This is a genomic window from Pantoea sp. S18, assembly GCF_045689705.1.
In the GTDB taxonomy this organism is placed as follows: domain Bacteria; phylum Pseudomonadota; class Gammaproteobacteria; order Enterobacterales; family Enterobacteriaceae; genus Pantoea; species Pantoea symbiotica.
The window spans coordinates 1,663,405-1,689,196 of sequence record NZ_CP142688.1 but is presented as its reverse complement, the minus strand read 5'-3'; the positions used below and the strand labels follow the sequence as shown (position 1 = coordinate 1,689,196).

Below are 25,792 nucleotides of genomic sequence, written 5' to 3'. Positions count from 1 at the left end.
AACCACAAAAATGAAACGCTGTTTTATAAATTAGAGATATCACGCCATTTTCTTTGTGATTTTGCCACTCACCAGAAAGTCATTGCGAAATCACGAAGGTTTGCCCGCTTAAGCCGCTCTACTTTCAATCCAATCCGAGCAAGTTGTACGGAGTGATGAGGGATGTGTTTACCGACTAATTCAAGGAGAACCTGCCATGCGCTCTCGTAAGATTGGCCTGGGCCATTATCTGGCCTATGGGTCCGGGGATTTCCTCGGTGCAGGCACCACGGCGTTAACCGCCGCCTGGCTGCTCTACTTTTACACCACCTTTTGTGGGCTCTCGCCGATTCAGGCGACCTTTATTTTTGCTGCCGCTCGCGTGCTGGATGCGGTAGTGAGCCCGCTGATGGGTTTCCTGACCGATAACTTTGGTTCGACCTGGCTCGGCAAGCGCTTTGGCCGCCGCAAATTCTTCATTCTGCTCGGCATCCCGTGCGTGTTCAGCTACAGCCTGATGTGGGTTGGCGACATGAGTTTCTGGTGGTATCTGCTGACTTATCTGCTGTTCGATATGGTCTACACCATGATTCTGGTGCCCTACGAAACGCTGGTGCCGGAGATGACCGATGATTTCAAACAGAAAACCCGCTTCTCTGGCGCGCGTATTGGGTTGGCGCAGCTGTCGGCTATTCTGGCGGCGTTCCTGCCGGGCGTGCTGATTGGCTGGTTTGGCAAAGATAATCCGATCTCCTTCTTCTACGCCAGTCTGGTGTTCTCGGTGATTTGTGCGCTGGTGTTAACGCTGGTGTGGCTGTTTACCTGGGAGCGCGATCCCAACGATTTCTCTGCCGAATCACGCCGCGCAGAGCAGGAAAAATCACAGCTAACCTTGCTGCAGAGCCTGAAACGCCTCTACACCGAGCTGGCCTCGACGCTGCGCATTCGTATTTTCCGCCAGCATCTGGGTATGTATCTCGGCGGCTATATCGCGCAGGACGTGTTTAACGCGGTGTTTACCTGGTATGTGGTGTTTGTGCTGATGCAAAGCGCGCAGATCGCCTCCAATCTGATGGGCACCATGGCGGTGATGCAGTTTATTGCGGTGATGGCGATGATTCCGCTGTGTATCCGCCTTGGACCTGCGCCTGCGTATCGTATGGTGGTGGTGCTGTTTGGTCTGAGCGCCCTTTCCTACGCCGGATTGTGGTACACCGGCATGAACGACAACTTCGCCCTGTTGGTACTGATTTCTGGCCTTGCTGGTCTTGGTCGCGGTGGCATCAACTATGTGCCGTGGAATACTTACACCTACATCGCTGACGTCGATGAAGTGATTACCGGTCAACGTCGCGAAGGCATTTTTGCCGGCATCATGACGCTGACGCGCAAAGCCTCACAAGCAGGTGCGGTGATGTTCGTCGGTATCGTGTTGCAGCTGGCGGGCTTCTCTTCCGGCAAGGCCACACAAGTCCCGGCTGTCGGCCATACCATTCTGGCGATCCTCAGCGTGGGCACACTTTGCGTGCTGGCCTGCGGCTTCATTATTTCACTGCGCTTCAAACTCAACCTGCAAACCCACACGGTGTTGCGCGAAGAGACATTGAAAATGCGCGAAGCCGGATGCGTGGTGCCAGAACGCATTACGCCGCAAGCGCGTGAAGTGGTCGAAATGCTGGCGGGTATGCCGTATGAAAATCTGTGGGGCAATAACAACGTCGGGTATCTCAACCGTCATAAGCCTGCCGCACCGCCGCTGCTCACTCAGCCACGATCTTTACCTTCTCTCTCTACCCTGATTAACGATAGGAATGAACCATGACTGTATTTCCTGTGAAGCACAGCGCGTTACTGCGCCAGCCTGAATATCTGTTGCCGCGTACTGAGCTGGTGCAGTTGATTCAGCGGCTAACCCATAATCTGGTGAATATTACCGATCACAGCGGCGAGTTTTTACTGCGCCTCGATGATGGCCGCGTGATCGATACCAAAGGCTGGGCCGGTTGGGAATGGACACACGGCATCGGCCTGTACGGCATGCTGCACTACTATCAGCAAACCGGCGATCAAGAGACGCTGAAGATTATCGATGACTGGTTCAGTACGCGACTGGCGGAAGGTACGCCAACCAAGAACGTCAATACCGTTTGTCCGTTCCTGACGCTGGCGTATCGCTATGAAGAGACGCGAAATGCCGCATGGCGGCCGGTGCTGGAGCGTTGGGCCGAATGGGTGATGTATGAGATGCCGCGTACCGAGCAAGGCGGCTTGCAGCACATCGTTTACAACAACGAAAACACTCAGCAGCTGTGGGATGACACCCTGATGATGAGCGTGATGGCGCTGGCGAAGATTGGTCAGTTGCTGGAACGTCCGGAGTTTGTCGAAGAAGCCAGCTATCAGTTCCTGATTCATACCCAATATTTGATGGATCGCCAAACCGGTTTGTGGTTCCACGGCTGGACGTTTGATGGGCGGCACAATTTTGCCAACGCGCGCTGGGCGCGCGGCAATAGCTGGCTGACTATCGTTATTCCTGATTTCCTCGAGATGATGAACTGGCCGGAACAGCATGCCACGCGACGTTTCCTGCAGCAGGTGCTGGAGAGCCAGGTGAAGGCGCTGAGCACCTGTCAGCACAGCAGCGGTTTGTGGCACACCTTGCTCGACGATCCCAACAGCTATCCTGAAGCCTCCGCCACCGCTGGTTTCGCCTATGGCATTCTTAAAGCGGTGCGCAAACACTACCTTTCGCCCGAATATTTGCCGCTGGCGGAGAAAGCATTGCGTGGCGTGATCGGTAATATCGATGAGGATGGGGAACTGAAGCAGGTGTCGTTTGGTACGGCTATGGGCAGCGATCTGGAGTATTACCGCCAGATACCGCTCACCTCGATGCCGTATGGTCAGGCGATGGCGCTGCTGTGTTTGACGGAGTATTTGCGGGTTTATTTATAAATAAAAAATGCCCTCATTTGAGGGCATTTTTACGCACCGAAAGTGAAGTGCGATGAAGCGGCGGCAGAGGAGTAAAGCGTCCCAAGCCAGGGATGGCTTGGGCCGAGCCCCAGGGATGGTTTATGGCGTCTTTACGATCTGGCGCCGCTTCATCGCACCGGCTCTGCCTGCCCTTTCTCGTTACATGCTGCGGATATAGTCATCCATTTCAGTTTTCAGGTTATCGGACTTGGTGCCGAAGATCGCCTGAACGCCTGAACCTGCTACCACCACACCACGTGCGCCAAGGCTTTTCAGTTCAGCCTGATCAACCTTGCCGACATCTGCCACGCTCACACGCAGACGCGTGATACAGGCATCAAGGTTAGTGATGTTCTCTTTACCACCAAACGCGGTAACCAGTTTGCCAGCCATTTCGCTGCCAGTTGCGCTGCTCTGCTCCATCGCGGTGTCCTCACGGCCAGGGGTTTTCAGATTCAGTTTCACAATCAGGAAACGGAATACGGTGTAGTAAATCAGGCCGTAGATGATACCCACAATCGGGAACAGCCAGATTTTGCTGCTGTTACCGCTCAGCACGATAAAGTCGATCAGACCGTGTGAGAAGCTGGTGCCATCACGCATACCCAGCAGGATACAGATTGGGAAGGCCAGGCCCGCCAGAATTGCGTGGATCACATACAGAATCGGCGCCACGAACATGAAAGCGAACTCGATTGGCTCGGTAATACCGGTCAGGAACGAGGTCAGCGCGGCTGAGATCATGATGCCGCCCACTTTGGCGCGGTTTTCTGGTTTAGCGGTATGCCAAATCGCAATCGCTGCTGCTGGCAGACCGTACATTTTGAACAGGAAGCCGCCTGACAGTTTGCCTGCCGTTGGGTCGCCCGCCATGTAACGTGGAATATCACCGTGGAACACCTGACCTGCGGCATTGGTGAATTCACCAATCTGCATCTGGAAAGGTACGTTCCAGATATGGTGCAGACCAAACGGCACCAGTGAACGCTCAATCAGACCGTAAAGGCCAAAGGCGACGACTGGGTTTTGGTACGCTGCCCACTGTGAGAAGTCCTGAATCGCGGTACCGATTGGCGGCCAAATGAATGACAGCACTACACCGGTGAAAATCGCGGCCAGACCGGAGATGATCGGCACAAAGCGCTTGCCGGCAAAGAAGCCGAGATACTCAGGCAGTTTGATGCGGTAGAAGCGGTTAAACATATACGCCGCAATGGAACCGGCGATGATCCCGCCGAGCACACCGGTGTCGGCCAGATGCTTGGCCTCGATTTCTCCGGCAGGCATATGCAGTACCAGTGGTGCAACCACCGCCATGGTTTTCACCATGATGCCGTAGGCAACCACGGCCGCCAGCGCGGACACGCCGTCGTTATTGGTAAAGCCAAGTGCCACACCGATCGCAAAGATCAGCGGCATATTGGCAAATACCGAACCACCCGCTTCGGCCATGACGTGGGAAACCACTTCCGGCAGCCAGCTGAAGTTTGCTGAACCAACACCTAACAAAATACCGGCAATCGGCAGTACCGATACCGGCAACATCAGCGATTTACCTACTTTCTGCAGGTTCGCAAATGCGTTCTTGAACATAGAAACTCCTGAGTATGAGTGCAATTTTTTGCGCAGTGCGCATGGCTTAGGGGGAGGATCCTTCGCCGGGGTGACGCTGAGCGTCTTTTGATTTATTACGAAGAGTAAAATAAATCGCTAATTGTTAAATTGACGGCCATCACATTTCGCTAAGAGCGGCCCCTTCCTTTCAGTCATTTCTGACTGACTTGCGCTAATAAACAGCAAAAAATCACTGCCTGCGTCCAGTCAGACGCAGTGCAGTTGGGTGATTTTTGATTAATTACAGCGTTTGAAATAAAGCGGTTAGCCGCCGAGACGACTCATCGGGATGTGGAACAGGCGGGAGAAGTTTTCTGTGGTGGCAGCGGCGAGGGTTTCGATATCCACGCCTTTTAATACCGCCATGTAATCTGCAACATCACGCGTAAACGCCGGCTGATTTTCTTTACCACGGTGCGGTACCGGCGCCAGATACGGCGAATCGGTTTCTACCAGCATGCGATCAAGCGGCACATAGCGCGCCGCATCGCGGATCTGTTCGGCGTTGCGGAAAGTCAGAATGCCGGAGAAGGAGATATAGAAACCGAGATCCAGCAGTTTGGCTGCGGTTTCTTTATCTTCGGTAAAACAGTGCAGCACGCCGCCGCACTTCTCCACCTGCTCTTCGCGCAGAATCGCCAACGTGTCTTCACGCGCATCACGCGTGTGCACAATGATCGGTTTATTCAGTGCGATACCGGTACGAATGTGCTCACGAAACGAGGCTTGCTGCTGCGCTTTGGTTTCCTGCTGATAGAAGTAATCCAGCCCGGTTTCACCCAGCGCTACCACGCGATCCTCGGCGGCCAGACGGCGGAACTCTTCGACGTCATAAGGCGCTTCCTGGTTGAGCGGATGCACGCCACAAGCCAGCGCGACGTTTTCACGATCGCCTACCAGCTGTTTGATTTTGTAGTAATCCGGCAAGGTGGTGGCAATTGCCAGCATAAACTTCACATCACGCGCCGCCGCTTTGGCGATGACATCATCCAGATCGCGATGGTGTTTTTCATAATCGAGGCCATCGAGATGGCAGTGGGAATCGACAATAAACATAGAGCTCTCTTTTCGCTTAGCCGACCGTTGCCGGAGTCAGTAAACGTCCCCAGGCGAGTAAACGATCGGTCAACATTAATTCACGGTTGAGCGCGGCGACATGTAACAGCTGTTCGCGGCACTGCATCCATTGCTGCGCGCTGCTGTTGAGCGCACTACTATTCATTCTTTGCGCCAACTGCGTGACCACATCCGGACGATCGCCGTTGCTCAGCCACTGACTGGCGCCCTGCTGCACTTTCATCGCATCCACCAGCAGCGAAATCAGCCAGCTGAGGCGTTCGGCCACATCTTCGCTGTTCAGCGCGGGTAATAGCTGCAGTACATCACCGTTAAGCGCTTTGATCAGCGTTTCGCACAGCGTTTCACGCGCCTGCCAGCGCTCGGGCTGCAACAGCGTCAAGGCGGCGGCGGGTGCGCCATTACTCAAACGTAAGGCGGCGCGCAGCTTCTCTTCCGGCTGCGGTTGCTGTTTCTGCAGCCATTGCAGGCTATGCGCCTCTTCCGGCGGCGACAGATGCCACGTCATGCAGCGACTGCGCAGCGTCGCCAGCAGCCGCGAAGGTTCGCGCACGCTGAGGAAAAACCAGCAATTCGCCGGCGGCTCTTCCAGCGTTTTCAGTAATGCGTTGGCGGCGGCTTCTGTCAGCTGCGCGGCATCGGGCAACCAAACGATCTTTGCGCCGCCCTGCTGCGCGAAGTGATACAGCTTTTCAGTGACGTCGCGCACCGCATCAATACCAAGCGAGGATTTCCCCTTTTCGGCTTCCAGGCGATACCAATCGGGATGCGTATGCGCCTGCATTAACTGGCAGCCGTGGCAGTGGCCACAGCTCTTCAATCCTTCCGGCTGCAAACACATCAACCAACGGCTTACGCCCCAGATCAACGCATCGTCACCCATGCCTTCAATGGCCTGCACCAGCAAGGCGTGATGCGCCTGGCCGCTTTGATGGCGGGCGATAATTTGTCGATAAGGCTGATTAAGCCACGGATACCAATTCATGCGGATTGGCCTGCCAGCCAGCTACGCAAGGTGCCTTGAAGTGACGATGTCACGTCTGCAATATTTTGCGTCGCATCAATAGTTAGAATTGAGGGATCCTGAGCGGCCAAAGCCAGATAGCGTTCACGTGTGCGCTCGAAGAATCGCAACGACTCTTGCTCAATACGATCCAACTCGCCACGTGCGCGGGCGCGTTGCAGGCCAATTTCTGGCGTTACGTCGAGATAGAGTGTGAGATCGGGACGGAAATCGCCCAGCACCGCATCGCGCAGCGTGGTCATTAGCTGTGCATCCAGACCTCGTCCGCCGCCCTGATAAGCTTGTGAGGAGAGATCGTGACGATCGCCGACCACCCAGGCACCGCGTGCCAGCGCCGGTTTGATCACGTTCTCTACCAGCTGCACGCGTGCCGCGTACAGCATCAGCAGCTCGGCTTTATCGGTCACCTGCTCGCCATCAATGCCCTGCTTGACCAACACACGCAGTTGTTCTGCCAGCGGCGTACCGCCCGGCTCGCGCGTGAAGACGACATCATGAATGCCGTGCTCATGCAGCACGGCAACCAGCGCATCACGCGCGGTGGTTTTGCCTGCACCTTCCAGGCCTTCAATGACGATAAACTTACTTTTCATTTTTTTCCTTCATTGCCAGCCGGTAAACCTGCACCGCTTTATTGTGGCTGGCCAGATTGGTGGTAAAGGTGTGCCCACCTTTGCCGTCCGCGACAAAATAGAGGTAATTGGTTTTTTCCGGATGCGCAGCCGCTTCCAGTGAAGCACGGCCCGGCATCGCAATCGGACCCGGCGGCAAACCGCTAATGGTGTAGGTGTTGTAGTCGGTTGGTGTTTCCAGATTTTTACGCGTTAGCGTGCCGGTGTAGCTGTCGCCCATACCGTAAATCACCGTGGGATCGGTTTGCAGTTTCATCCCGGTACGCAGGCGATTGATAAACACCGACGCCACGCGCGCGCGCTCTTCGCTCACGCCAGTCTCTTTCTCAATGATCGATGCCATGGTGACCATGTCCTGCTCTTTCTTGTAAGGCAGATTCTCCATGCGTCCCTGCCAAATCTCATCGACCAGCTTATTCATGCGCGCGTGGGCACGTTCCAGCAGCGCCACATCGCTGGTATTGGCGGTGTAGAGATACGTATCAGGATAGAAGCTGCCTTCCAGTTGGCTCACGTCGAGTTTGAGCGCAGCGGCAACGCTGGCAAATTGATCGTCGGTCAGCGTGTGTTTCAGGTATGGCGCTTTACGCAACTCGGCTAACCACTCGGTAAGACGAGAACCTTCAATAAAACGCACCGGGAATTGCGCTTCTTTACCGCTTGCCAGCAATTGCAACAACTGACGCACCGTCATGCCTGTTTCCAGACGATAGGTACCGGCCTTAAAACGCGCCAGTTCCGGTTCAAGCTTCAGTAACGGGCCAAACCAGATGCTTTGCGGAATGATGTGCTGGCTTTCCAATTGCGCTTCCAGTACCACGCGACCGCTGCCAGCCGGCAAGGTGTAAATGGTTTCCTGCTGCAGTGTTAAAGGCGTATCGGCTAAACGTTCAATCTGCCAATAGCTAAAGGCGGCGGCGATTCCTGCGACTACCACAACGCCTGCGAGAATTTTCTTCATTCGAGTCATGATGCTTCCATCGTCGGGCAACTGGCGCGCAGTTGCTGATACAGCGAGCGTGCGCTAAACGAAACGTCGTCAATTTGTCGCACGGGTAAAACGGGCATCAGGGCGTTGCATATCACCACTTCATCAGCGTTCAAAACGTCGTCCCTGCTGCCATCAATTAGCTGACAAGTCTGGCCATTCGCGACCATCTGCGCCATCAGATAACGACGCATAATACCATCCACGCCAGCCTGCCCAAGCTTAGGTGTAAAGACGTGGTTGCCTTTGCGCCAGAATAAATTGGCCGCACAGCATTCCACCACCGTCCCGTTAGTGTCAAGCACCAGCGCCTCGTCGCCGCCCGTCTGGTCAAGATGCTGGCGAATCAGCACCTGTTCAAGGCGATTCAGGTGCTTTACGCCGGCCAGCAATGGATTGCGTGCCAGTCGTATTGGGCTGGTGTGCAGCACAGCGCCCTGCTGTTGCAGCGTGGCGTAATGCTGTGGCCACGGCGAAAGTGAAAGGATGCGCGTCGGTGAATGGCAGCCTGCGCGACTGTATCCGCGTCCTCCTGCGCCTGGCGTCAAAATCACCTTGAGCACTGCCTGCGTTTGTTGCGCAGCGGCGTGATGCATTTCTGCGGCGAGTTGAACTAGATCAGGTGCATCCATCAATAACCGTGCGCAGCCCTCTTTCAGCCGCTGCAGATGCGCATCCAGCATAACAATATGGCCGTTGATCACTGCAGCAGTGGTAAAACAGCCATCACCAAATTGCACTGCGCGATCGCGTGCTGAAAGCTCGGTTTGCGGTATGCCGTTTATCCACATGTTGGCCGCCTTGATTAGCCCGGTAGAAAATATAAAAAAGGCCCGCAATGCGGGCCTCTGTATGGCTGAGGAGCGATTAAACCTTGCGGAAGATCAGCGAGCCGTTAGTGCCGCCAAATCCAAAGGAGTTACACAAGGTGTACTCCAGTCCGCTGACCTGGCGCGCCGTATGCGGCACGAAATCCAGATCGCAACCTTCGTCAGGATTGTCGAGGTTGATGGTCGGTGGAATCGCCTGGTCGCGCAGCGCCAGAATCGAATAAATCGCTTCTACCGCGCCCGCAGCGCCCAACAGGTGGCCAGTCATCGACTTGGTGGAGCTGACCATCACACTGTGAGCCGCCGCACCAAACACCGATTTCACCGCCTGCGCTTCCGCTTTGTCACCGGCTGGCGTCGAGGTGCCGTGCGCGTTGACATAACCAATCTGCTCAGCGTTCAGCTGCGCGTCACGCAGCGCGTTAACCATCGCTGCTGCTGCACCTGAACCGTCTTCCGGAGGTGACGTCATGTGGTAAGCATCGCTGCTCATGCCGAAACCAATGATCTCAGCATAAATCTTCGCACCACGTTTCTTCGCGTGTTCGTACTCTTCCAGTACGATAATGCCAGCACCGTCACCCAACACGAAACCGTCACGATCTTTATCCCACGGACGGCTTGCCGCCTGAGGATTGTCATTACGCGTGGAGAGCGCACGAGCAGCACCGAAACCACCGACACCTAATGGCGTACTGGCTTTCTCCGCACCACCGGCCAACATCACATCAGCATCGTTATACGCAATGATACGCGCCGCATGACCAATGTTGTGCACACCGGACGTACAGGCAGTTGCGATAGAGATGCTTGGACCTTTCAGGCCGTACATGATGGTGAGGTGACCTGCAACCATATTGACGATGGTAGAAGGCACGAAGAATGGGCTGATTTTGCGCGGTCCACCGTTGACCAGCGAGCTGTGGTTATCTTCGATTAAACCCAGTCCGCCAATACCAGAACCGATTGCCGCACCAATGCGACCAGCATTCTCATCGGTTACGACCAGACCGGAGTCTGCCATAGCCTGAATGCCTGCAACGATGCCGTATTGGATGAAGTCATCCATCTTGCGTTGATCTTTGCGCGAGATGAAATCATCGCAATTAAAATCTCTTACTAAGCCCGCAAAACGCGTTGCATAGGCACTAGTATCAAAATGGTCGATCAGGCTAATGCCGCTCTGACCGGCAAGGAGAGCACTCCAGGTAGACTCTACGGTATTGCCGACAGGAGACAACATGCCAAGACCAGTCACAACTACACGACGCTTAGACACGCACGTCCTCCAGGGAGGGAAAAAATAACGCTATGTGGGGCATACATAAAACTCAGGCGGTCGAGGTGACCGCCTGAAGATATTCATTAGTCGTGTTTATGACTATTGATGTAGTCGATCGCTGCCTGAACGGTAGTGATTTTCTCAGCTTCTTCGTCTGGAATTTCAGTATCAAACTCTTCTTCCAGAGCCATTACCAGCTCAACGGTGTCAAGAGAATCTGCACCAAGGTCTTCAACGAAAGAAGCAGTGTTAATCACTTCGTCTTCTTTAACACCCAGCTGCTCAGCTACGATTTTCTTAACGCGTTGTTCGATATCGCTCATACTATTTAATTTCCTATCAAAACTCGCTTTCGCGATGGTTTTCGTAGTGTATAAAATGTTGAAAAAGATGCAACAAAATCCCGGCTGGTCGAACCACGATTTTGCGTTATTCTGCGGTGTTTGCCGCAGATAAAGCAAATGTTTTCGTGATTATCAGACCATGTACATGCCGCCATTGACATGAAGCGTCTCACCCGTGATGTAGGCTGCTTCGTCAGAGGCTAAGAATGCAACAGCATTGGCAATCTCCTGCGGGTCACCTAAACGACCTGCTGGAACTTCTGCCAAAATACCCGAACGTTGATCTTCGTTCAGTGCACGCGTCATGTCCGTCTCAATAAAGCCCGGAGCTACGACGTTTACAGTAATGCCACGTGACGCAATTTCTCGCGCCAGTGATTTGCTAAAGCCAATCAAACCTGCTTTTGCTGCCGCATAGTTTGCCTGACCCGCGTTACCCATGGTTCCAACTACAGAACCGATGGTAATGATACGGCCCACGCGTTTTTTCATCATGGCACGCATAACCGCCTTAGAAAGACGGAAGACAGATGTCAGGTTGGTATCAAGGATATCCGCCCACTCATCGTCTTTCATGCGCATCAACAGATTGTCACGCGTAATGCCTGCATTATTGACTAAAATGTCCACTTCGCCAAATTCGGCGCGAACTTGTTCGAGGACGCTCTCAATTGAGGCGGCATCAGTGACGTTCAGGAGCAGGCCTTTGCCCTTGTCGCCGAGGTAAGCACTGATTGCTTCCGCACCGCTTGCACTGGTGGCGGTTCCCACCACTTTGGCACCGCGCGCAGCCAGCGTTTCCGCAATGGCGCGACCGATTCCACGGCTTGCACCGGTAACCAGCGCTACTTTACCTTCAAAGCTCATGTTTTTCCTCTTATTCCTGTGTAAGTGCAGCACTCAGTGAAGCAGTATCGTTCACCGCAGCAGCACTCAGGCTATCCACAATACGTTTGGTCAGACCGGTCAGGACTTTACCTGGACCGACTTCCAGCAGCTGTTCAACGCCCTGCGCAGCAATAAACTCGACCGATTCAGTCCAGCGCACCGGGCTATACAGCTGACGGACCAGCGCACTACGGATCGCAGCAGCTTCAGTTTCACACTTCACGTCGACGTTATTTACCACTGGTACCGAAGGTGCATTGAAGGTGATCGCTTCGAGCGCCACCGCCAATTTATCGGCCGCAGGTTTCATCAACGCACAGTGTGATGGCACGCTGACTGGCAGCGGCAGTGCACGTTTGGCACCGGCAGCCTTACAGGCTGCACCCGCACGCTCAACCGCTTCTTTGTTGCCAGCGATAACCACCTGGCCCGGCGAGTTGAAGTTAACGGGTGAAACCACCTGGCCTTGAGCGCTCTCTTCGCAGGCTTTACGGATGGATGCGTCATCCAGGCCGATAATCGCCTGCATAGCGCCAGTACCTTCCGGTACCGCTTCCTGCATCAGTTTGCCGCGCAGCTCAACCAGTTTAATGGCGTCAGCGAAATTCAGTACACCGGCACATACCAGCGCCGAGTATTCACCGAGGCTGTGACCGGCCATCATGGTTGGTTGCACCACATTTTTGCTCTGCAATACGCGATAAATAGCAACAGAAGCCGCCAGTAGCGCAGGCTGCGTCTGCCAGGTTTTATTCAATTCTTCAGCCGGTCCCTGCTGGACCAGCTGCCATAAGTCATAACCCAGCGCATCAGAAGCTTCACGGAAAGTGGCTTCAACCTGCGGGTTTTCAGCAGCCAGCTCGGCTAACATGCCGACGGTCTGCGATCCCTGTCCTGGGAAAACATAAGCAAATTGCGTCATCTTTCGTTCCTGTCAATCAAAAGCGAACCAGCGCAGAACCCCAGGTGAAACCACCACCAAAGGCTTCCAGCAGAATCAGTTGTCCCGGCTTGATACGGCCATCGCGTACCGCTTCGTCCAGTGCACTTGGCACTGACGCGGCAGAGGTATTACCGTGACGATCCAGCGTGACGACAACTTTATCCATGCCCATGCCGAGCTTTTTGGCGGTTGCGCTAATAATGCGCAGGTTCGCCTGATGCGGCACCAGCCAGTCGAGCATTTCACGATCAAGATTGTTGGCTTGCAGGGTTTCATCAACAATGTGCGCCAGTTCAGTCACGGCCACTTTGAAGACTTCATTGCCCGCCATCGTCAGATAAGCAGGCTCATCCTGATGGGCACGATCCTGATACGGCAGCGTCAGCAGTTTGCTGTAACGGCCGTCGGCGTGCAGATGAGTAGAAAGGATGCCTGGCTCTTCGCTCTGGCTCAGTACCACCGCGCCCGCGCCATCACCAAACAGAATGATAGTGCCACGATCGTTAGGATCGAGCGTACGTGCCAGCACGTCTGCACCGATCACCAGCGCATGTTTTACCACACCATTTTTGATGTATTGATCGGCAACGCTCAGTGCATAGGTGAAGCCCGCACAGGCAGCGGCCAAATCGAAGGCAGCGCAATCATTGATCTCCAGCATTTGCTGGATCATGCACGCTGAACTAGGGAAGGCATGGCTGGAAGAGGTGGTTGCCACAATGATCAGGCCAACGTCGCTCGCATTCACACCCGCCATTTCCAGCGCGCGCTGTGCTGCGGTGAAGCCCATAGTAGCAACGGTTTCTTCCGGAGCGGCAATACGGCGCTCACGGATGCCGGTACGGGTGACAATCCACTCGTCCGTCGTCTCGACCATTTTTTCCAGATCCGCATTGGAGCGAATCTGCTCAGGCAAATAGCTGCCCGTACCGATAATTTTGGTAAACATCTACGCTTTGTCACTCCTGGCTAATACAGTGTCAAGGCGCGCAGCAATCCTCTCTGGGACTTGCTTTCGCACCGTCTGCTCTGCCTGCTCTATCGCCACGGCAAATGCACGTTGATTCGCCGCACCGTGGCTTTTGATCACTGTCCCGCGCAATCCTAACAGACAAGCGCCATTGTACTGGTCGGGGTTGAGATGGCCGAAACGCTTTGCCAGACGCTTTTGAATCCAGCGCCCCAACAATGTTAGCCACCAGGCCCGTTTTTTTCCTTCCTCTGACGATTTGATCAGAGAGAGGAACATTCTTACCACGCCTTCCATGGTCTTCAACGTGACGTTACCAACGAAGCCATCACAAACCAGCACATCCGTCTTGCCGGTGAGGAGATCGTTCCCCTCAAGGTATCCAATATAGTTGATTTGCGGTGACGCTCGCAGCACCGCAGATGCGGCGCGGATTGTTTCTAATCCTTTGGTCTCTTCCTGACCAATATTCAGCAGCGCCACACGCGGCTGGGCGATCTCCAACACTTCTTCGGCCATTACAGCGCCCATGATCGCAAACTGCACCAGCATGGCGCTGTCAGACTCCACGTTAGCGCCAAGATCAAGCACCACCGTTTTGCCATGCTGCTGATGCGGCAACACCGTCATCAACGCCGGACGCTCAATGCCATCCAGCGGCTTTAATAACATTTTCGCCAGTCCCATCAGCGCGCCGGTATTTCCCGCACTGACACAGGCTTGTGCTTTCCCCTCTTTCACCAATTCTAACGCCACACGCATGGAACTGCCGCGGCTGTTACGAATCGCCTGAGAAGGTTTGGCATCACTTGCAATAACCGATTCGGCAGGAATAACCTGCACACGCCTCTGTAACGAGGAATCCGCTTTGGCAAGAAATGACGAGATGATGTCGGGATCGCCGACCAGAAGAAGAACCAGCTCCGAATGAGAGGCCAGTGCCTGCAAGGCTGCAGGCACTGTCACGCAAGGACCGAAGTCCCCGCCCATGGCATCAACTGCCAGGGTCAAACGTGTCAAGGTATCGCCTTGTGTAATCGCGAGGATTACTTGGTGATAACCTTGCGACCGCGGTAGTAACCATCCGCAGTGATATGGTGACGCAGATGAGTTTCGCCAGAAACTTTATCTACTGACAGAGCAGCAGTGGTCAGAGCATCGTGTGAACGACGCATACCACGCTTAGAACGGGTTGGTTTATTCTGTTGTACGGCCATGGACCTTACTCCTATTACTTACGCTTTAAACTGGCTAATACGGCAAAGGGATTTGGTTTTTCTGCCTCTGGAGGCAGTTGACCAAATACCATGTCCGCGTCGGACACTTCACAGTGTTCAGAATCATGCACCGGAACCACGGGCAGCGCGAGGATGAGCTCATCTTCGATCACTGCCAGCAAGTCGATCTCACCAAAATCATTGACATCAACTGGCTCGTAGGCTTCCGGTAGTGCCTCGGCCTGCTCATCAGAAGAGACAGGACTGAAGCAATAGCTTACGTGAACATGACGTGGAAACGACTGGTTGCAGCGTTGACATGACAGAGTCACCTGCACTTCGGCTGTTCCTTGCAGAACGGCGAGGCGCTGGTTATCAACCGCAAACGACATATCGCATTCAACTTCACTGTCCACACTCACGACCGTTTCGGCCAAGCGCGCCACCAATTCAGGTGCATAAACACCATGATAATCAAGGCGTTTTTGCGCGGCGCGGACCGGATCGAGCGTCAGGGGTAATTTTACCTTTTGCATAGGGCGCGCATATTAACTTTGTAACGTCATAGAGTCAAAGAAAAAGGCCGGTTTACGGCATCTTTCACCCGTTAGTCGCATCCAGTGCGGCGCATAGTTTAAAATGACTGTCATCTTTACGCTATCTATTCTGAAAAAAAATGACGACACCTTTGGTTTTAGCTTCTACTTCCCCTTTTCGTCAGGCGCTGCTAAGCAAACTGGGCCTGCCTTTTATTACCGCCGCCCCAGATTGCGACGAATCCCCGCTACCGCATGAATCGGCCCCCGAGCTGGTGCAGCGTCTGGCATTAGCCAAAGCGCAGGCGCTGGCCGCACGTTACCCGGACAGCTGGATAATCGGGTCCGATCAGGTTTGTGTGCTTAATGGCGAGATAACCGGTAAACCGCACACCGTGGAAAAGGCCTGCCAGCAACTTGCGGCGGCCAGCGGCAACGCCATCACCTTTTATACCGGCCTGGCGCTTCTGCAACCGCAGAGCGGCAAACAGTCGGTCATTTGCGAACCCTTTACCGTGCATTTCCGCGAGTTGAGTGCTGAAGAGATTCGTGGCTATGTCGAAAAGGAGCAGCCGCTGCAGTGCGCCGGCAGTTTCAAAAGTGAAGGATTAGGGATTTGTTTATTTGACAGGCTGGAAGGTCGCGATCCCAATACCTTGATTGGCTTACCGCTGATTGCGCTAGATGAAATGCTAAGAAAGGTGGGCATCAACGCATTGTGTTGATGCCCGGATAATCAGGCTTTTTTCTGACGCAGTTTGGCGAGGCAATTCTTAAGCGCACCATCCAGTGGCGCTTCCATCCGCAGCACTTCTCCGGTGTTGGGATGGGTGAAGGTTAACGCCGCTGCATGCAGGAACAGACGCGATAAGCCCGTCGAACCTAATTGCGCATCAAATTCGCGGTCGCCGTAACGATCGTCGAAGGCGATCGGGTGGCCGCCATGAAGCGTATGCACACGAATCTGATGGGTACGACCGGTCACCGGGCTGGCTTTCACCAAGGTCGCGAAACCAAACCGCTCTTCGACTTTAAAACGCGTCTCAGAAGGCTTGCCTTCCGCACTAACGCGAACCACACGTTCGCCGCTCTGCAAAATGTTCTTTAGCAGCGGAGCCTGCACCACTTTCAGATGCGATGGCCAGTCACCGCGCACCAGAGCCAGGTAATCCTTCTGCATGCCCTTCTCGCGCAGCTGCTCATGCAGCGAGCGCAAAGCAGAACGCTTCTTCGCCACCAGCAGGATGCCAGAGGTATCACGATCGAGGCGATGGACTAACTCAAGGAAACGCGCTTCCGGACGCAACGCACGCAGCCCTTCAATCACACCAAAACTTAATCCGCTGCCACCGTGCACCGCCGTGCCCGACGGTTTATTCAGCACCATCAGGTAATCATCTTCATAGAGAATGGCATTGGTGAGCGCCGCGACTTTATCCAGCTTAGGTGAAACCGTATTCTCTTCGCGCTCGGCAACCCGTACCGGTGGGATACGCAGCTCGTCGCCATCCTCCAGCTTATATTCCGGTTTGACACGCTTTTTATTCACCCGCACTTCGCCTTTACGCAAAATGCGATAAATCATGCTTTTCGGCACGCCCTTGAGCTGGGTGCGCAAAAAGTTATCAATTCGTTGTCCGGCATTTTCAGCCGTGATGGCGACATACTGTACGCCGGGATTCTCTGTTTTCATGGCGGCGATTCTAATTAGTGTCCCTGGATAGCGCCACCCCTTTTTCTGTGCTTAACTCTCTCTTTGTCGCGTGATGAAACGGTGAAAATGGCGACATTTTCAGCGATGCGATGATTAGCCCTGCAAATGAACAGGTTATGGACGAATAAACTTCTCAGCTTGGCAAAAGTCGCCTTGCTTAATGTTGGTTAGCAATGGAATAATGCAGGTGTTTCTGCCCTGGAAAGATTCAGGCAGGAAAAAGAGCGAAATAAGTCATTTTGCCGGATTGAACGGACACGCAGCAATGGCGTAAGACGTAATGTTAAATCAGGCACTTAGCGGGCTGCGGGTTGCGGCCTGGACGACAGACTAGGATGTGTGGATTTTTGAATACTCTGTAACATTTCCACCTTCAGGCGCTGGATTTCCTTATGAAAAACAGGCCACCGACAAGATTTGCGCCCCTTTAGCCGCCGACAACCGTGAGGTTGACGTCAGTGCATTAAGACACGGGGCCATCGGTTGATTCTCGTCCAGGGTAACGATGCCCGCAGCTAGATCACTCATGTGAGAATAACGAGTAAGTCACGATGAAAAGAATGTTAATTAACGCAACTCAGCAGGAGGAGTTGCGCGTTGCCCTGGTTGATGGACAACGTCTGTACGATCTGGATATTGAAAGTCCTGGACACGAACAGAAAAAAGCCAACATATACAAAGGTAAAATCACCCGCGTTGAACCTAGCCTTGAAGCTGCATTTGTCGATTACGGTGCAGAACGTCACGGTTTCCTCCCTCTGAAAGAAATTTCCCGCGAATACTTCCCCGCCAATTACAACGCACATGGTCGTCCGAATATCAAAGATGTGCTGCGTGAAGGTCAGGAAGTTATCGTTCAAATTGATAAAGAGGAACGCGGTAATAAAGGTGCAGCATTGACCACCTTTATTTCTCTGGCCGGTAGCTATCTGGTATTGATGCCGAACAACCCACGTGCCGGTGGTATTTCACGCCGCATTGAGGGCGACGATCGTACCGAATTAAAAGAAGCACTTTCCGCACTGGAACTTCCAGACGGCATGGGATTAATCGTCCGCACTGCGGGCGTAGGCAAATCTGCCGAATCACTGCAGTGGGATCTCAGCTTCCGTATGAAGCACTGGGAAGCCATTAAGAAAGCCGCAGACAGCCGCCCGGCGCCTTTCCTGATCCATCAGGAAAGCAACGTTATCGTGCGCGCCTTCCGCGACTATCTGCGTCAGGATATCGGTGAAATCCTTATCGATAATCCAAAAGTCCTGGAACTGGCTCGTCAGCACATTGCTGCACTGGGTCGTCCAGACTTCAGCAGCAAAATCAAACTGTACACCGGTGAAATCCCGCTGTTCAGCCACTACCAAATCGAATCGCAGATTGAATCAGCCTTCCAACGTGAAGTGCGTCTGCCATCAGGCGGCTCGATTGTTATCGATAGTACCGAAGCCCTGACGGCGATTGATATCAACTCCGCACGTGCAACTCGCGGCGGTGATATCGAAGAAACCGCCTATAACACCAACCTGGAAGCGGCCGATGAGATCGCTCGCCAGCTGCGTCTGCGCGATCTCGGCGGCCTGATTGTTATCGACTTCATCGACATGACGCCAGTGCGCCACCAGCGCGCGGTGGAAAACCGTCTGCGTGAAGCGGTACGTCAGGATCGTGCGCGTATTCAGATCAGCCACATTTCACGCTTCGGTTTGCTGGAGATGTCGCGTCAGCGTCTGAGCCCGTCACTGGGTGAATCCAGCCATCACGTCTGCCCTCGCTGCAGCGGTACCGGCACCATCCGTGATAACGAATCGCTGTCGCTGTCTATTCTGCGTCTGATTGAAGAAGAAGCGCTGAAAGACAACACCAAAGAAGTGCATGCCATTGTTCCGGTTCAGGTCGCCTCTTACCTGTTGAACGAAAAGCGTGATGCCGTTAGCGCCATCGAAAAACGCCAGGGCGGCGTGCGTGCCATCATCGTGCCAAACGATCAGATGGAAACGCCACACTACTCGGTACTGCGTGTTCGCACCGGCGAAGAGACGCAAACGCTGAGCTATCACTTACCGAAACTGCACGAAGCGGAAATGGCGCTGCCTTCTGAAGAAGAGCACGCTGAGCGTCGTCGTCCGGAGCAGCCAGCATTGGCCGCCTTCGCGATGCCTGATGCGCCGCCTGCGCCGGTTGAAGTGGTGAAAGAGTCTCAGCCTGCAGCAGAAGTGAAAACCAAGCCTGCTGTTGCAGCACCAGCGGTGACTAACACCGGCTTCGTGGCACGCCTGCTGAGCGGATTGAAGAAACTGTTTGCCGGTGATGCACCAGCTGCGGCTCCTGCTGAAACTAAACAAGAATCCCCAGCCGTTGTTGCTGCTGAATCTGAAAATACCCAGCAGCGTGGCGAACGTCGCAACAATAACAATCGCCGCAACAACCGTCGCGAACGTACTCCGCGTAATGGCGAGAATGGTCAGGTGCGCGAAGGTCGTGAACCGCGCGAGCCGCGTGAAGCACGTGAGCCACGTGAAGCCCGCGAACCGCGTGACAATCAGGACAATCGTCGCAACAAGCGTCAGAACGAGCCGCGTGAAGCGCGTCCGGTCCTGAGCGATGAAGCACTTGAGCAACGTGATGAGCAGCAACAACAGCGCCGCGAACAGCGTGCTGATCGCCAGCGTCGTCGTCAGGAAGAGAAGCGCACTCAGCAGCAGGATCAGAAAGCCGCTGAGCCGGTTGTTCAGGCTCCTGTTGTTGACGAAAACGTCGAGCAGGAAGAAGAACGCGTTCAGGTAATGCCGCGTCGTAAGCAGCGTCAGCTGTCACAGCGCGTGCGTGTGGGCGATACCACTGAAATTGCTGCCGAAGCACCAGTGGTTCATGAAGCCGCCGTTGAAACTGCGCCGCGCGCTCAGTACCACGAACATCCTGAAGCCAGCAATGACGAGCAAGATGATAGCGATAACCGTGATAGCGCCAATATGCCGCGCCGTTCACGTCGTTCACCGCGTCACCTACGCGTAAGTGGTCAGCGTCGTCGCCGTTATCGTGACGAGCGTTACCCAACGCAGTCTGCAATGCCGCTGGAATCGGCTGCTGCCTCACCAGAAATGGCGTCAGGCAAAGTGTGGATCTCTTACCCGGTTGCGCAAGCGCAGGAAGAGTACAGCACGCAAGATGCGATGCATGAAGTGTCGGATTACGGCTACCAGCAATCCGCTGATGCAGAAGCTCAACCGGCTACTGTTGAACCGGCCGTTGAGCTAGTTGCTGCTGAAGAAGCTGTGCATCATGCTGAACCACAGGCACATACCGATGTTCCAGTGGTAAACACTGATGACGTCACGCCGATTGCCGCGCCTGTCAACGAAGAGCCAGCCGTGATCTCTGCTGCTGATGAACAAGTTGCACAGGAAACTGCGGCTGAAGCGGAACCGGCTGTTGTCGTTGAAGAAGCGAAGCCTGAAGGTGAAGTCAGCGAAGTCGCTGCGGTTGTAGAGCAGGCGCCAGCTGATGTTTCTCCAGCAGTGGAAGCTCAGGTTGAAGAAGTGCTGGCTGCGCCAGTCGCGGCTGAAGCGGAAGTCACGCCGGTCACTGAACCTCATGCGCCGGTTGCGGCTCGTGATACCGCAGTGACCACGGTAGAGACGCGCTTCAAGCACCACGCTACCGCACCGATGACCAAAGCACCGGCTCCGGCGTGGGAACCTGAACCGGTTCGTAACAGCGACTGGGTCCGTCCAGCGTTTGGCTTCGAGGGCCGCGGCTCTGCCGGCGGTCACAGCGCGACGCATCAGGCCACCGCCCCGGCAACCCGTCCGGAAAGCGCGTAAGCTACAGCACGGCAGTAAACAGCAAACCCCGGCCAGTCCGGGGTTTTTTATTGCCTGCGGTCGCCATAAATAACAGGCAAAAAAAATCCCACAGCCCCGAAAGGCGGTGGGAGAAACTAAGCGCACCCGGTTAAAGTACGCTCAAAGGTTCAGGTCAATTACGAATTAAGCTGGAACAGCGAGAGTTTCGACATATCGGTAAAAGTCTTATAAGACGCCTGCAAAGCCGTTTGTTGCATGGTGTAGCTGGAAATGGCTTGCGTATAATCAACCTGCACCAGATCTGTCATTTGTGAAGCCATAATGGTGTCACGGTCATCGCCCTGCGCATCCAGCGTATCCAGTTCAGCCAACTGTGAACCTACTGCTGAACGCACCGCCAACACGTTGTTCAATGAGTTGCTCAAGCCACGGTTGGATTTATCCATTGCATCCTGGAAAACCTGCTTGGTTGCGTCATCAGCATCATCCTGCGGCGTATTGAGTGCTGCAATTGCGCTATCAAGCATGTTAAACAGATTGGTTTCACTCGGGCTGCCGTCCGGCTCTGCTTTTGCGTTGCTGGTCAGTGACATAAATACTGACGATCCTGTGCTACTCACCGCCATCGTGCGACCATCATCGACCTTCTGCGTAATGGCATCGGTCCCGCCAACATACGTAACGCCCGTTGGGGCTCCAGCGTCACTGAACGGTGCGACATCAGTTTGATAGCCCGCAAAAATATAGCGACCATTACCGTCACGGCTGTTAGCCTGGTTCAGCAGTTGGTCACGAATACCTTGTAATTTGGTGGCAATCGATGCGCGGTCATCGTCACTCAGCGTACCGGTTGAACCATACACAATCATGGTCTGCGCATCTTGAATGCTGCTGGTCACGCTGGAGAGTGAGTTCTCTTCCATCGACAAGCTTTGATCGGCAAAGCTGCGTGCCGTGGCATATTGGCTACTTTTCGCCTGCGATTGCGAAAGCACCACGGCGCGGGAGGCGGCGATTGGATCATCTGAGGGATTGCTGACGCGCAGCCCGGTAGAGAGCTGTTCACCTACTTTTAACCAGGAAGCTTGCGAGTCAGTAATCCCGCGCACCTGCTGGTTGAAAATCATATTGGTACTAAGACGCATGGTTTTTATCCTCTATGCTTAGCCGCGGATGCCCATCAGCGCATTAAAAATGGTACTCGCCGTTTGCAGTACTTGCGCGTTCGCCATATAGAACTGCTGATACTTCGTCAGATTAGAGTACTCTTCATCGAGGTTGACCCCTGAAACTGACTGCTGGCGATCGCTTAGCTGTGTAACCACGTTTTCTTGTGTGGTGCTGGCCGTTTCCAGCGTGCTGGTTTTGTTACCGACGCTGCTGACAATGCTGGCGTAAGCCTGAGCGATGGTCGCATTACCATTCACCAACTTACTATCCTGCAGGTCCAACAATTTCTGCGCATTACGGTTGTCACTTTCACCGCTGGTTGCGCTGGATGCCGCAGCAATTTGCGACTCATCGGTGATCGCAACCGACATACCGGCAATGACGTTCTGTACCGGTTTGACAAGGAAACTGTCTTTAGCGTTAGGCGCGGGTGAGGTGCTCACCGTCAGTTTCAGGCCATCAAAGTTGAGCGTGCCATCAGTCGCATCTGGCGTAACGCTAAACTTCACGTTGTCAGACATGCGGGTCACCGACCAATTACTGCCGTCATAACTCACGGTGTAGTTAGACGCTTTCATCGCGCTGGTATCTGACCATGCAGCCGTAACGGTAGCCGCTGAGGTATTTTTGCTGTTACCCACCACGGTTGGCGAACCGATATTAAAGAAGTTGCCACCCTGGTCACCGTTGCTGTCATACCCTTCGCTGTGCACGGTATTGAAGCTAGTGGTGAACGCCGCAGCTAACTGACCGAGCTGATTCTGCGCGGTATCCAAATCCTGCGTACGAAACGCCAGCAAACCGCCGAGTGAACCGGTGGTTAATGTCTTCTCAGGGATCTCAACATTACCCGCCTGCTTATCGACATAGCCGACAGTGGTACGTGTTGAATCACTGCTGGACGGCATCGCCACCAAACTGGTGGAGTTTTTACCATTCACCAAGGTCACGCTGCCCATTGAGACGATATAGCTACCGTCCTGTTGGGATACGTTAACGCCAACCACATTATTCAGGCTATTCACTAACTGATCGCGCTGATCCAGCAAATTGTTCGGCGCCGCGCCACCGCCGGTGGTCAGCTTGGCGATCTGACTGTTCAGGTCGGCAATCTGACTGGTGAAGGTGTTGATTTGGTCGACGTTCGAGGCGATATCCGTATTAACGCTGTTCTGCATATTATTGAGATATTGCGCCGTGGTCTGGAATTGGTTCACCAGGCCTTGTGCGTAACTCAGCATTGATTGACGCGCCGACGGATCGTTGGCGTTACTCACCACGTTCTGCACGTTGGTGAAGAAGCTTTGGATTGAGGTCGACAAGCTGGTGGTCGACGTCGAGAGCAGATCATCAATGTTCGAAATTTGGTTGTACTGCGTATTCACGGCGCTGTAGTTGGCGCTGGAGCCGCGTAGCTGGGCGGTGATGAACTCGTCATACTCACGCTGCACGCCGGAGAGCGTTACACCGTTGCCGTAATAGCTGTTGCCCTGCAGGGTGCTGTTCGACTGCGACAAAATCGCCGTCTGACGCGAATAGCCCGCTACCGTGTAATTGCTGATGTTATTACTGGTGGTGCTTAATGCAGCCTGTGCGGCGCTCAGCCCACTCATCGCTGAGTTAATTATGCTGGACATCTCGGTTCCTTAATTTCCCGTTAACCGGGCTGGCAGTCATCAGTGCGATTGCGCGGGCGGTGAACGCCCGCGGCATGTGATTGTTATCGGCGTGCTTAAGTGAAACTTGAGAGCAAAAATCAGAACAAATCGGTGATGTCGTTGCTATACGCCTTCACCACTTTTTCGCCCATGTTTTTGAATTGCTGGATCATTCCCACCAGTTTTTGCGCATACTTTGGATCGGTCGCGTAACCGGCGGCCTGCAAGGCACGCGCGCCCTGCTCGGCGCTCGGCGCGTTGGCAACGGCGGCATAACGAGGATTGTTGGACAGCAGTTTGACGTAGTCGCTGAGCGCTTCCATATAGGAGCTATACACACGGAAACTGGCGCGCACTTTTTTCGCCACGCCGCCTTCGTATTCGGTGGTCATGATATCGGTGGTTGCGCCCTTCCAGTCACCGCTCGCCTTAATACCGAACACGTTGTAACTCGGCTTGCCGTCGCGCGTCAGGATCTGTCGCTGGCCCCAGCCGGATTCCAGCGCGGCCTGCGCCAGGATCAGATGATGCGGAATGCCGCTCTGCTGACTGGCGACCTGCGCCGGTTGCGCGAGCTGGGCGATAAAGTCGTTGCTGTCGCTCGGCAAACTGCTCGGCGAGACCGGCAAACGCGGCACCGCTTTACGCACCATCTGCTCCAGCTGATTCGACGGCAGGTTGCTATAGATGAAACTGTTGTCCAGCTTCATCGGCACCGTACCGGCGGTTTCGTCCGGCTCCTGAGCGGGCTGCATCTGTTTAACGATGATATCGGCCATGCCGAGACCACGTTTACCGATGTCCTGTGCAATCTGCTGATCGTACATCGAGGTGAAAAGCCGCGTCTGATCGTTGCTTAGCAGGCCATCCTGCGGCAGCGCAGCGCGCATGCTTTTCATCATCATCTGCACGAACATCCCTTCCACCTGCTTGGCCACCTGCATCGCCTTCCCTTTCGGGTCGGCGGCGGCTTCGCGTTTCAGGTCGTTCAGCGAGCGGCTGTCATACGCCGCATTCACCAGCGATTGCGTATCGTTCATCAGATAATTTCCAGTTTGGCGCGCAAGCAGCCTGCGCTTTCCATCGATTGCAAAATCGACATCAGCTCAATCGGTGACGCACCCAGCGCATTCAGCGCACGTACCACGTTGTTGAGGTTAGCGCTGGAGTTAACACGTTGCAGCGCGCCGCCACTCTGACGCAGATCGATCTGGGTATTGTTAGTGGTCACCGTCTGACCGCCCGCCAACGGCGTATCAGGCTGACTGACGTTCTGCTGCTGATTGACGGTAACCGACAGATTACCCTGCGCCACCGCACAGGTGTTCAGCGTCACTTCGCGGTTCATCACTACCGAACCGGTACGTGAGTTGATAATCACCTTGGCATCTTCCAGCGGCACCGAAACGTCGAGGTTTTGAATTTCAGCCAGCAGACGCACCTGAGAACTGTTATTTGGCGACACGCGGATCTGCACGGTACGCGCATCCAGCGGCTGCGCGGAACCAATGCCACGGCTGTTAATGGCGTCGGCGATGCGCTGCGCCATGCTGAAGTCTTCATTATTCAACTGCAGGTTGATGGTGTTCTGGCTACCAAAGTTGCTCTGTAGTTCACGCTCTACCGTGGCGCCGCCGGTAATACGGCCACCGTTCAGCTGGTTAACCTGCACGCTGCTGCCACCGGCTGAAGCGCCGGCACCGCCAACCAGAATGTTACCCTGCGCCAGCGCATAAACCTGGTTATCGACGCCTTTCATCGGCGTCATCAGTAGCGTACCGCCGCGCAAACTTTTGGCGTTACCCAGCGAGGAGACCACCACATCTACGGTTTGGCCCTGACGCGCAAAGGTCGGCAGCTTGGCGGTCACCATGACGGCCGCCACGTTTTTCAGCTGCATGTTGGTACCAGCCGGCACGGTAATGCCGAGCTGGGAGAGCATGTTGCTCACGGTTTGCGTAGTAAACGGGGTTTGCGTGGTCTGGTCACCGGTACCATCAAGGCCAACCACCAAGCCGTAACCGATCAGCTGGTTATCGCGCACGCCCTGTACGGAGGTCAGATCGCGGATGCGATCAGCATGCGCCAGAACGCTGAAACCGAGCAGCAAGCAGAGGCTCAGGCGGAGCAGAGTCTTCATATTCATT

General features: G+C 54.5%; 23 protein-coding genes. 4 read left to right on the top strand and 19 right to left on the bottom strand.

Translation table 11 applies throughout. The features are described from left to right. The first annotated feature begins 196 nt into the window (after positions 1–196). Both VIJ98_RS07790 and VIJ98_RS07785 read left to right on the top strand, forming a co-directional pair. Entirely contained in the window at positions 197–1,801 is a 1,605-nt protein-coding gene (locus VIJ98_RS07790; protein WP_323273199.1) for an MFS transporter, read from the top strand. Further along, positions 1,798–2,937, top strand: a complete 1,140-nt coding sequence (locus VIJ98_RS07785; protein WP_258144937.1) for a glycoside hydrolase family 105 protein — start codon at positions 1,798–1,800, stop codon at positions 2,935–2,937. The genes VIJ98_RS07790 and VIJ98_RS07785 overlap by 4 nt, the downstream gene beginning before the upstream one ends. Positions 2,938–3,117: 180 nt before the next feature. Here VIJ98_RS07785 and ptsG read toward each other — a convergent pair whose 3' ends face one another. The 14 genes from ptsG to yceD form a co-directional block, all read right to left on the bottom strand. Continuing rightward, positions 3,118–4,551 (bottom strand): PTS glucose transporter subunit IIBC, encoded by a 1,434-nt coding sequence (gene ptsG / locus VIJ98_RS07780; RefSeq protein WP_008103049.1) that lies wholly within the window; start codon positions 4,549–4,551, stop codon positions 3,118–3,120. 285 nt (positions 4,552–4,836) lie between these two features. After that, entirely contained in the window at positions 4,837–5,628 is a 792-nt protein-coding gene (locus VIJ98_RS07775) for a metal-dependent hydrolase (RefSeq protein ID WP_154181483.1), read from the bottom strand. 16 nt (positions 5,629–5,644) lie between these two features. Next, entirely contained in the window at positions 5,645–6,634 is a 990-nt protein-coding gene (gene holB / locus VIJ98_RS07770) for a DNA polymerase III subunit delta' (RefSeq protein WP_154152691.1), read from the bottom strand. Then, positions 6,631–7,266, bottom strand: coding sequence for a dTMP kinase (gene tmk, locus VIJ98_RS07765; RefSeq protein ID WP_323273194.1), 636 nt, complete (start codon positions 7,264–7,266; stop codon positions 6,631–6,633). Before tmk ends, holB begins: the two co-directional genes overlap by 4 nt. After that, entirely contained in the window at positions 7,256–8,275 is a 1,020-nt protein-coding gene (gene mltG, locus VIJ98_RS07760; protein WP_323273192.1) for an endolytic transglycosylase MltG, read from the bottom strand. The genes tmk and mltG overlap by 11 nt, the downstream gene beginning before the upstream one ends. Beyond that, positions 8,272–9,084: an aminodeoxychorismate lyase gene (pabC, locus tag VIJ98_RS07755; RefSeq protein WP_323273190.1), complete on the bottom strand. Its 813-nt coding sequence runs from the start codon at positions 9,082–9,084 to the stop codon at positions 8,272–8,274. The genes mltG and pabC overlap by 4 nt, the downstream gene beginning before the upstream one ends. A 76-nt stretch (positions 9,085–9,160) precedes the next feature. Continuing rightward, positions 9,161–10,402, bottom strand: coding sequence for a beta-ketoacyl-ACP synthase II (gene fabF / locus VIJ98_RS07750; RefSeq protein ID WP_008103061.1), 1,242 nt, complete (start codon positions 10,400–10,402; stop codon positions 9,161–9,163). A gap of 86 nt (positions 10,403–10,488) precedes the next feature. After that, positions 10,489–10,728, bottom strand: coding sequence for an acyl carrier protein (gene acpP, locus VIJ98_RS07745; RefSeq protein ID WP_008103063.1), 240 nt, complete (start codon positions 10,726–10,728; stop codon positions 10,489–10,491). 153 nt (positions 10,729–10,881) lie between these two features. Next, positions 10,882–11,616: a 3-oxoacyl-ACP reductase FabG gene (gene fabG, locus VIJ98_RS07740; protein WP_007885776.1), complete on the bottom strand. Its 735-nt coding sequence runs from the start codon at positions 11,614–11,616 to the stop codon at positions 10,882–10,884. Positions 11,617–11,626: 10 nt separating this feature from the next. After that, entirely contained in the window at positions 11,627–12,559 is a 933-nt protein-coding gene (gene fabD / locus VIJ98_RS07735; protein ID WP_323273187.1) for an ACP S-malonyltransferase, read from the bottom strand. A 16-nt stretch (positions 12,560–12,575) separates the two neighbouring features. After that, complete coding sequence (locus VIJ98_RS07730) at positions 12,576–13,529, bottom strand: beta-ketoacyl-ACP synthase III (protein ID WP_008103066.1); 954 nt, start codon at positions 13,527–13,529, stop codon at positions 12,576–12,578. Then, positions 13,530–14,570, bottom strand: coding sequence for a phosphate acyltransferase PlsX (gene plsX / locus VIJ98_RS07725; RefSeq protein ID WP_008103068.1), 1,041 nt, complete (start codon positions 14,568–14,570; stop codon positions 13,530–13,532). A 26-nt stretch (positions 14,571–14,596) separates the two neighbouring features. Next, complete coding sequence (gene rpmF / locus VIJ98_RS07720; protein WP_007885783.1) at positions 14,597–14,767, bottom strand: 50S ribosomal protein L32; 171 nt, start codon at positions 14,765–14,767, stop codon at positions 14,597–14,599. A gap of 14 nt (positions 14,768–14,781) precedes the next feature. Beyond that, positions 14,782–15,303, bottom strand: coding sequence for a 23S rRNA accumulation protein YceD (yceD, locus tag VIJ98_RS07715; RefSeq protein ID WP_007885785.1), 522 nt, complete (start codon positions 15,301–15,303; stop codon positions 14,782–14,784). A gap of 140 nt (positions 15,304–15,443) precedes the next feature. Between yceD and VIJ98_RS07710 the strand changes: the two genes are divergently transcribed. Beyond that, positions 15,444–16,028 (top strand): nucleoside triphosphate pyrophosphatase, encoded by a 585-nt coding sequence (locus tag VIJ98_RS07710; protein WP_258144931.1) that lies wholly within the window; start codon positions 15,444–15,446, stop codon positions 16,026–16,028. A gap of 11 nt (positions 16,029–16,039) precedes the next feature. On the opposite strand, the gene rluC is transcribed toward VIJ98_RS07710, so the two are convergent. Further along, positions 16,040–16,996 carry a 23S rRNA pseudouridine(955/2504/2580) synthase RluC gene (gene rluC, locus VIJ98_RS07705; protein WP_061716969.1) on the bottom strand — a complete coding sequence of 319 codons (957 nt, stop codon included), beginning with the start codon at positions 16,994–16,996 and terminating at the stop codon, positions 16,040–16,042. A gap of 572 nt (positions 16,997–17,568) precedes the next feature. On the opposite strand from rluC, the gene rne reads away from it, so the two are divergent. Then, positions 17,569–20,835 carry a ribonuclease E gene (rne, locus tag VIJ98_RS07700; protein ID WP_323273178.1) on the top strand — a complete coding sequence of 1,089 codons (3,267 nt, stop codon included), beginning with the start codon at positions 17,569–17,571 and terminating at the stop codon, positions 20,833–20,835. Between the two features lie 158 nt (positions 20,836–20,993). Here rne and flgL read toward each other — a convergent pair whose 3' ends face one another. The 4 genes from flgL to VIJ98_RS07680 all read right to left on the bottom strand — a co-directional run bounded on the left by flgL (position 20,994) and on the right by VIJ98_RS07680 (position 25,791). Beyond that, on the bottom strand, positions 20,994–21,962 hold the full coding sequence (flgL, locus tag VIJ98_RS07695; protein ID WP_061716973.1) for a flagellar hook-associated protein FlgL: 969 nt from the start codon (positions 21,960–21,962) through the stop codon (positions 20,994–20,996). A gap of 18 nt (positions 21,963–21,980) precedes the next feature. Next, on the bottom strand, positions 21,981–23,624 hold the full coding sequence (gene flgK, locus VIJ98_RS07690) for a flagellar hook-associated protein FlgK (RefSeq protein WP_008103077.1): 1,644 nt from the start codon (positions 23,622–23,624) through the stop codon (positions 21,981–21,983). A gap of 119 nt (positions 23,625–23,743) precedes the next feature. Continuing rightward, a complete protein-coding gene (gene flgJ / locus VIJ98_RS07685) occupies positions 23,744–24,685 on the bottom strand; it encodes a flagellar assembly peptidoglycan hydrolase FlgJ (protein WP_323273173.1) in 942 nt (313 codons plus the stop codon). Then, positions 24,685–25,791: a flagellar basal body P-ring protein FlgI gene (locus VIJ98_RS07680; RefSeq protein WP_323273172.1), complete on the bottom strand. Its 1,107-nt coding sequence runs from the start codon at positions 25,789–25,791 to the stop codon at positions 24,685–24,687. The genes flgJ and VIJ98_RS07680 overlap by 1 nt, the downstream gene beginning before the upstream one ends. Position 25,792 lies beyond the last annotated feature (1 nt).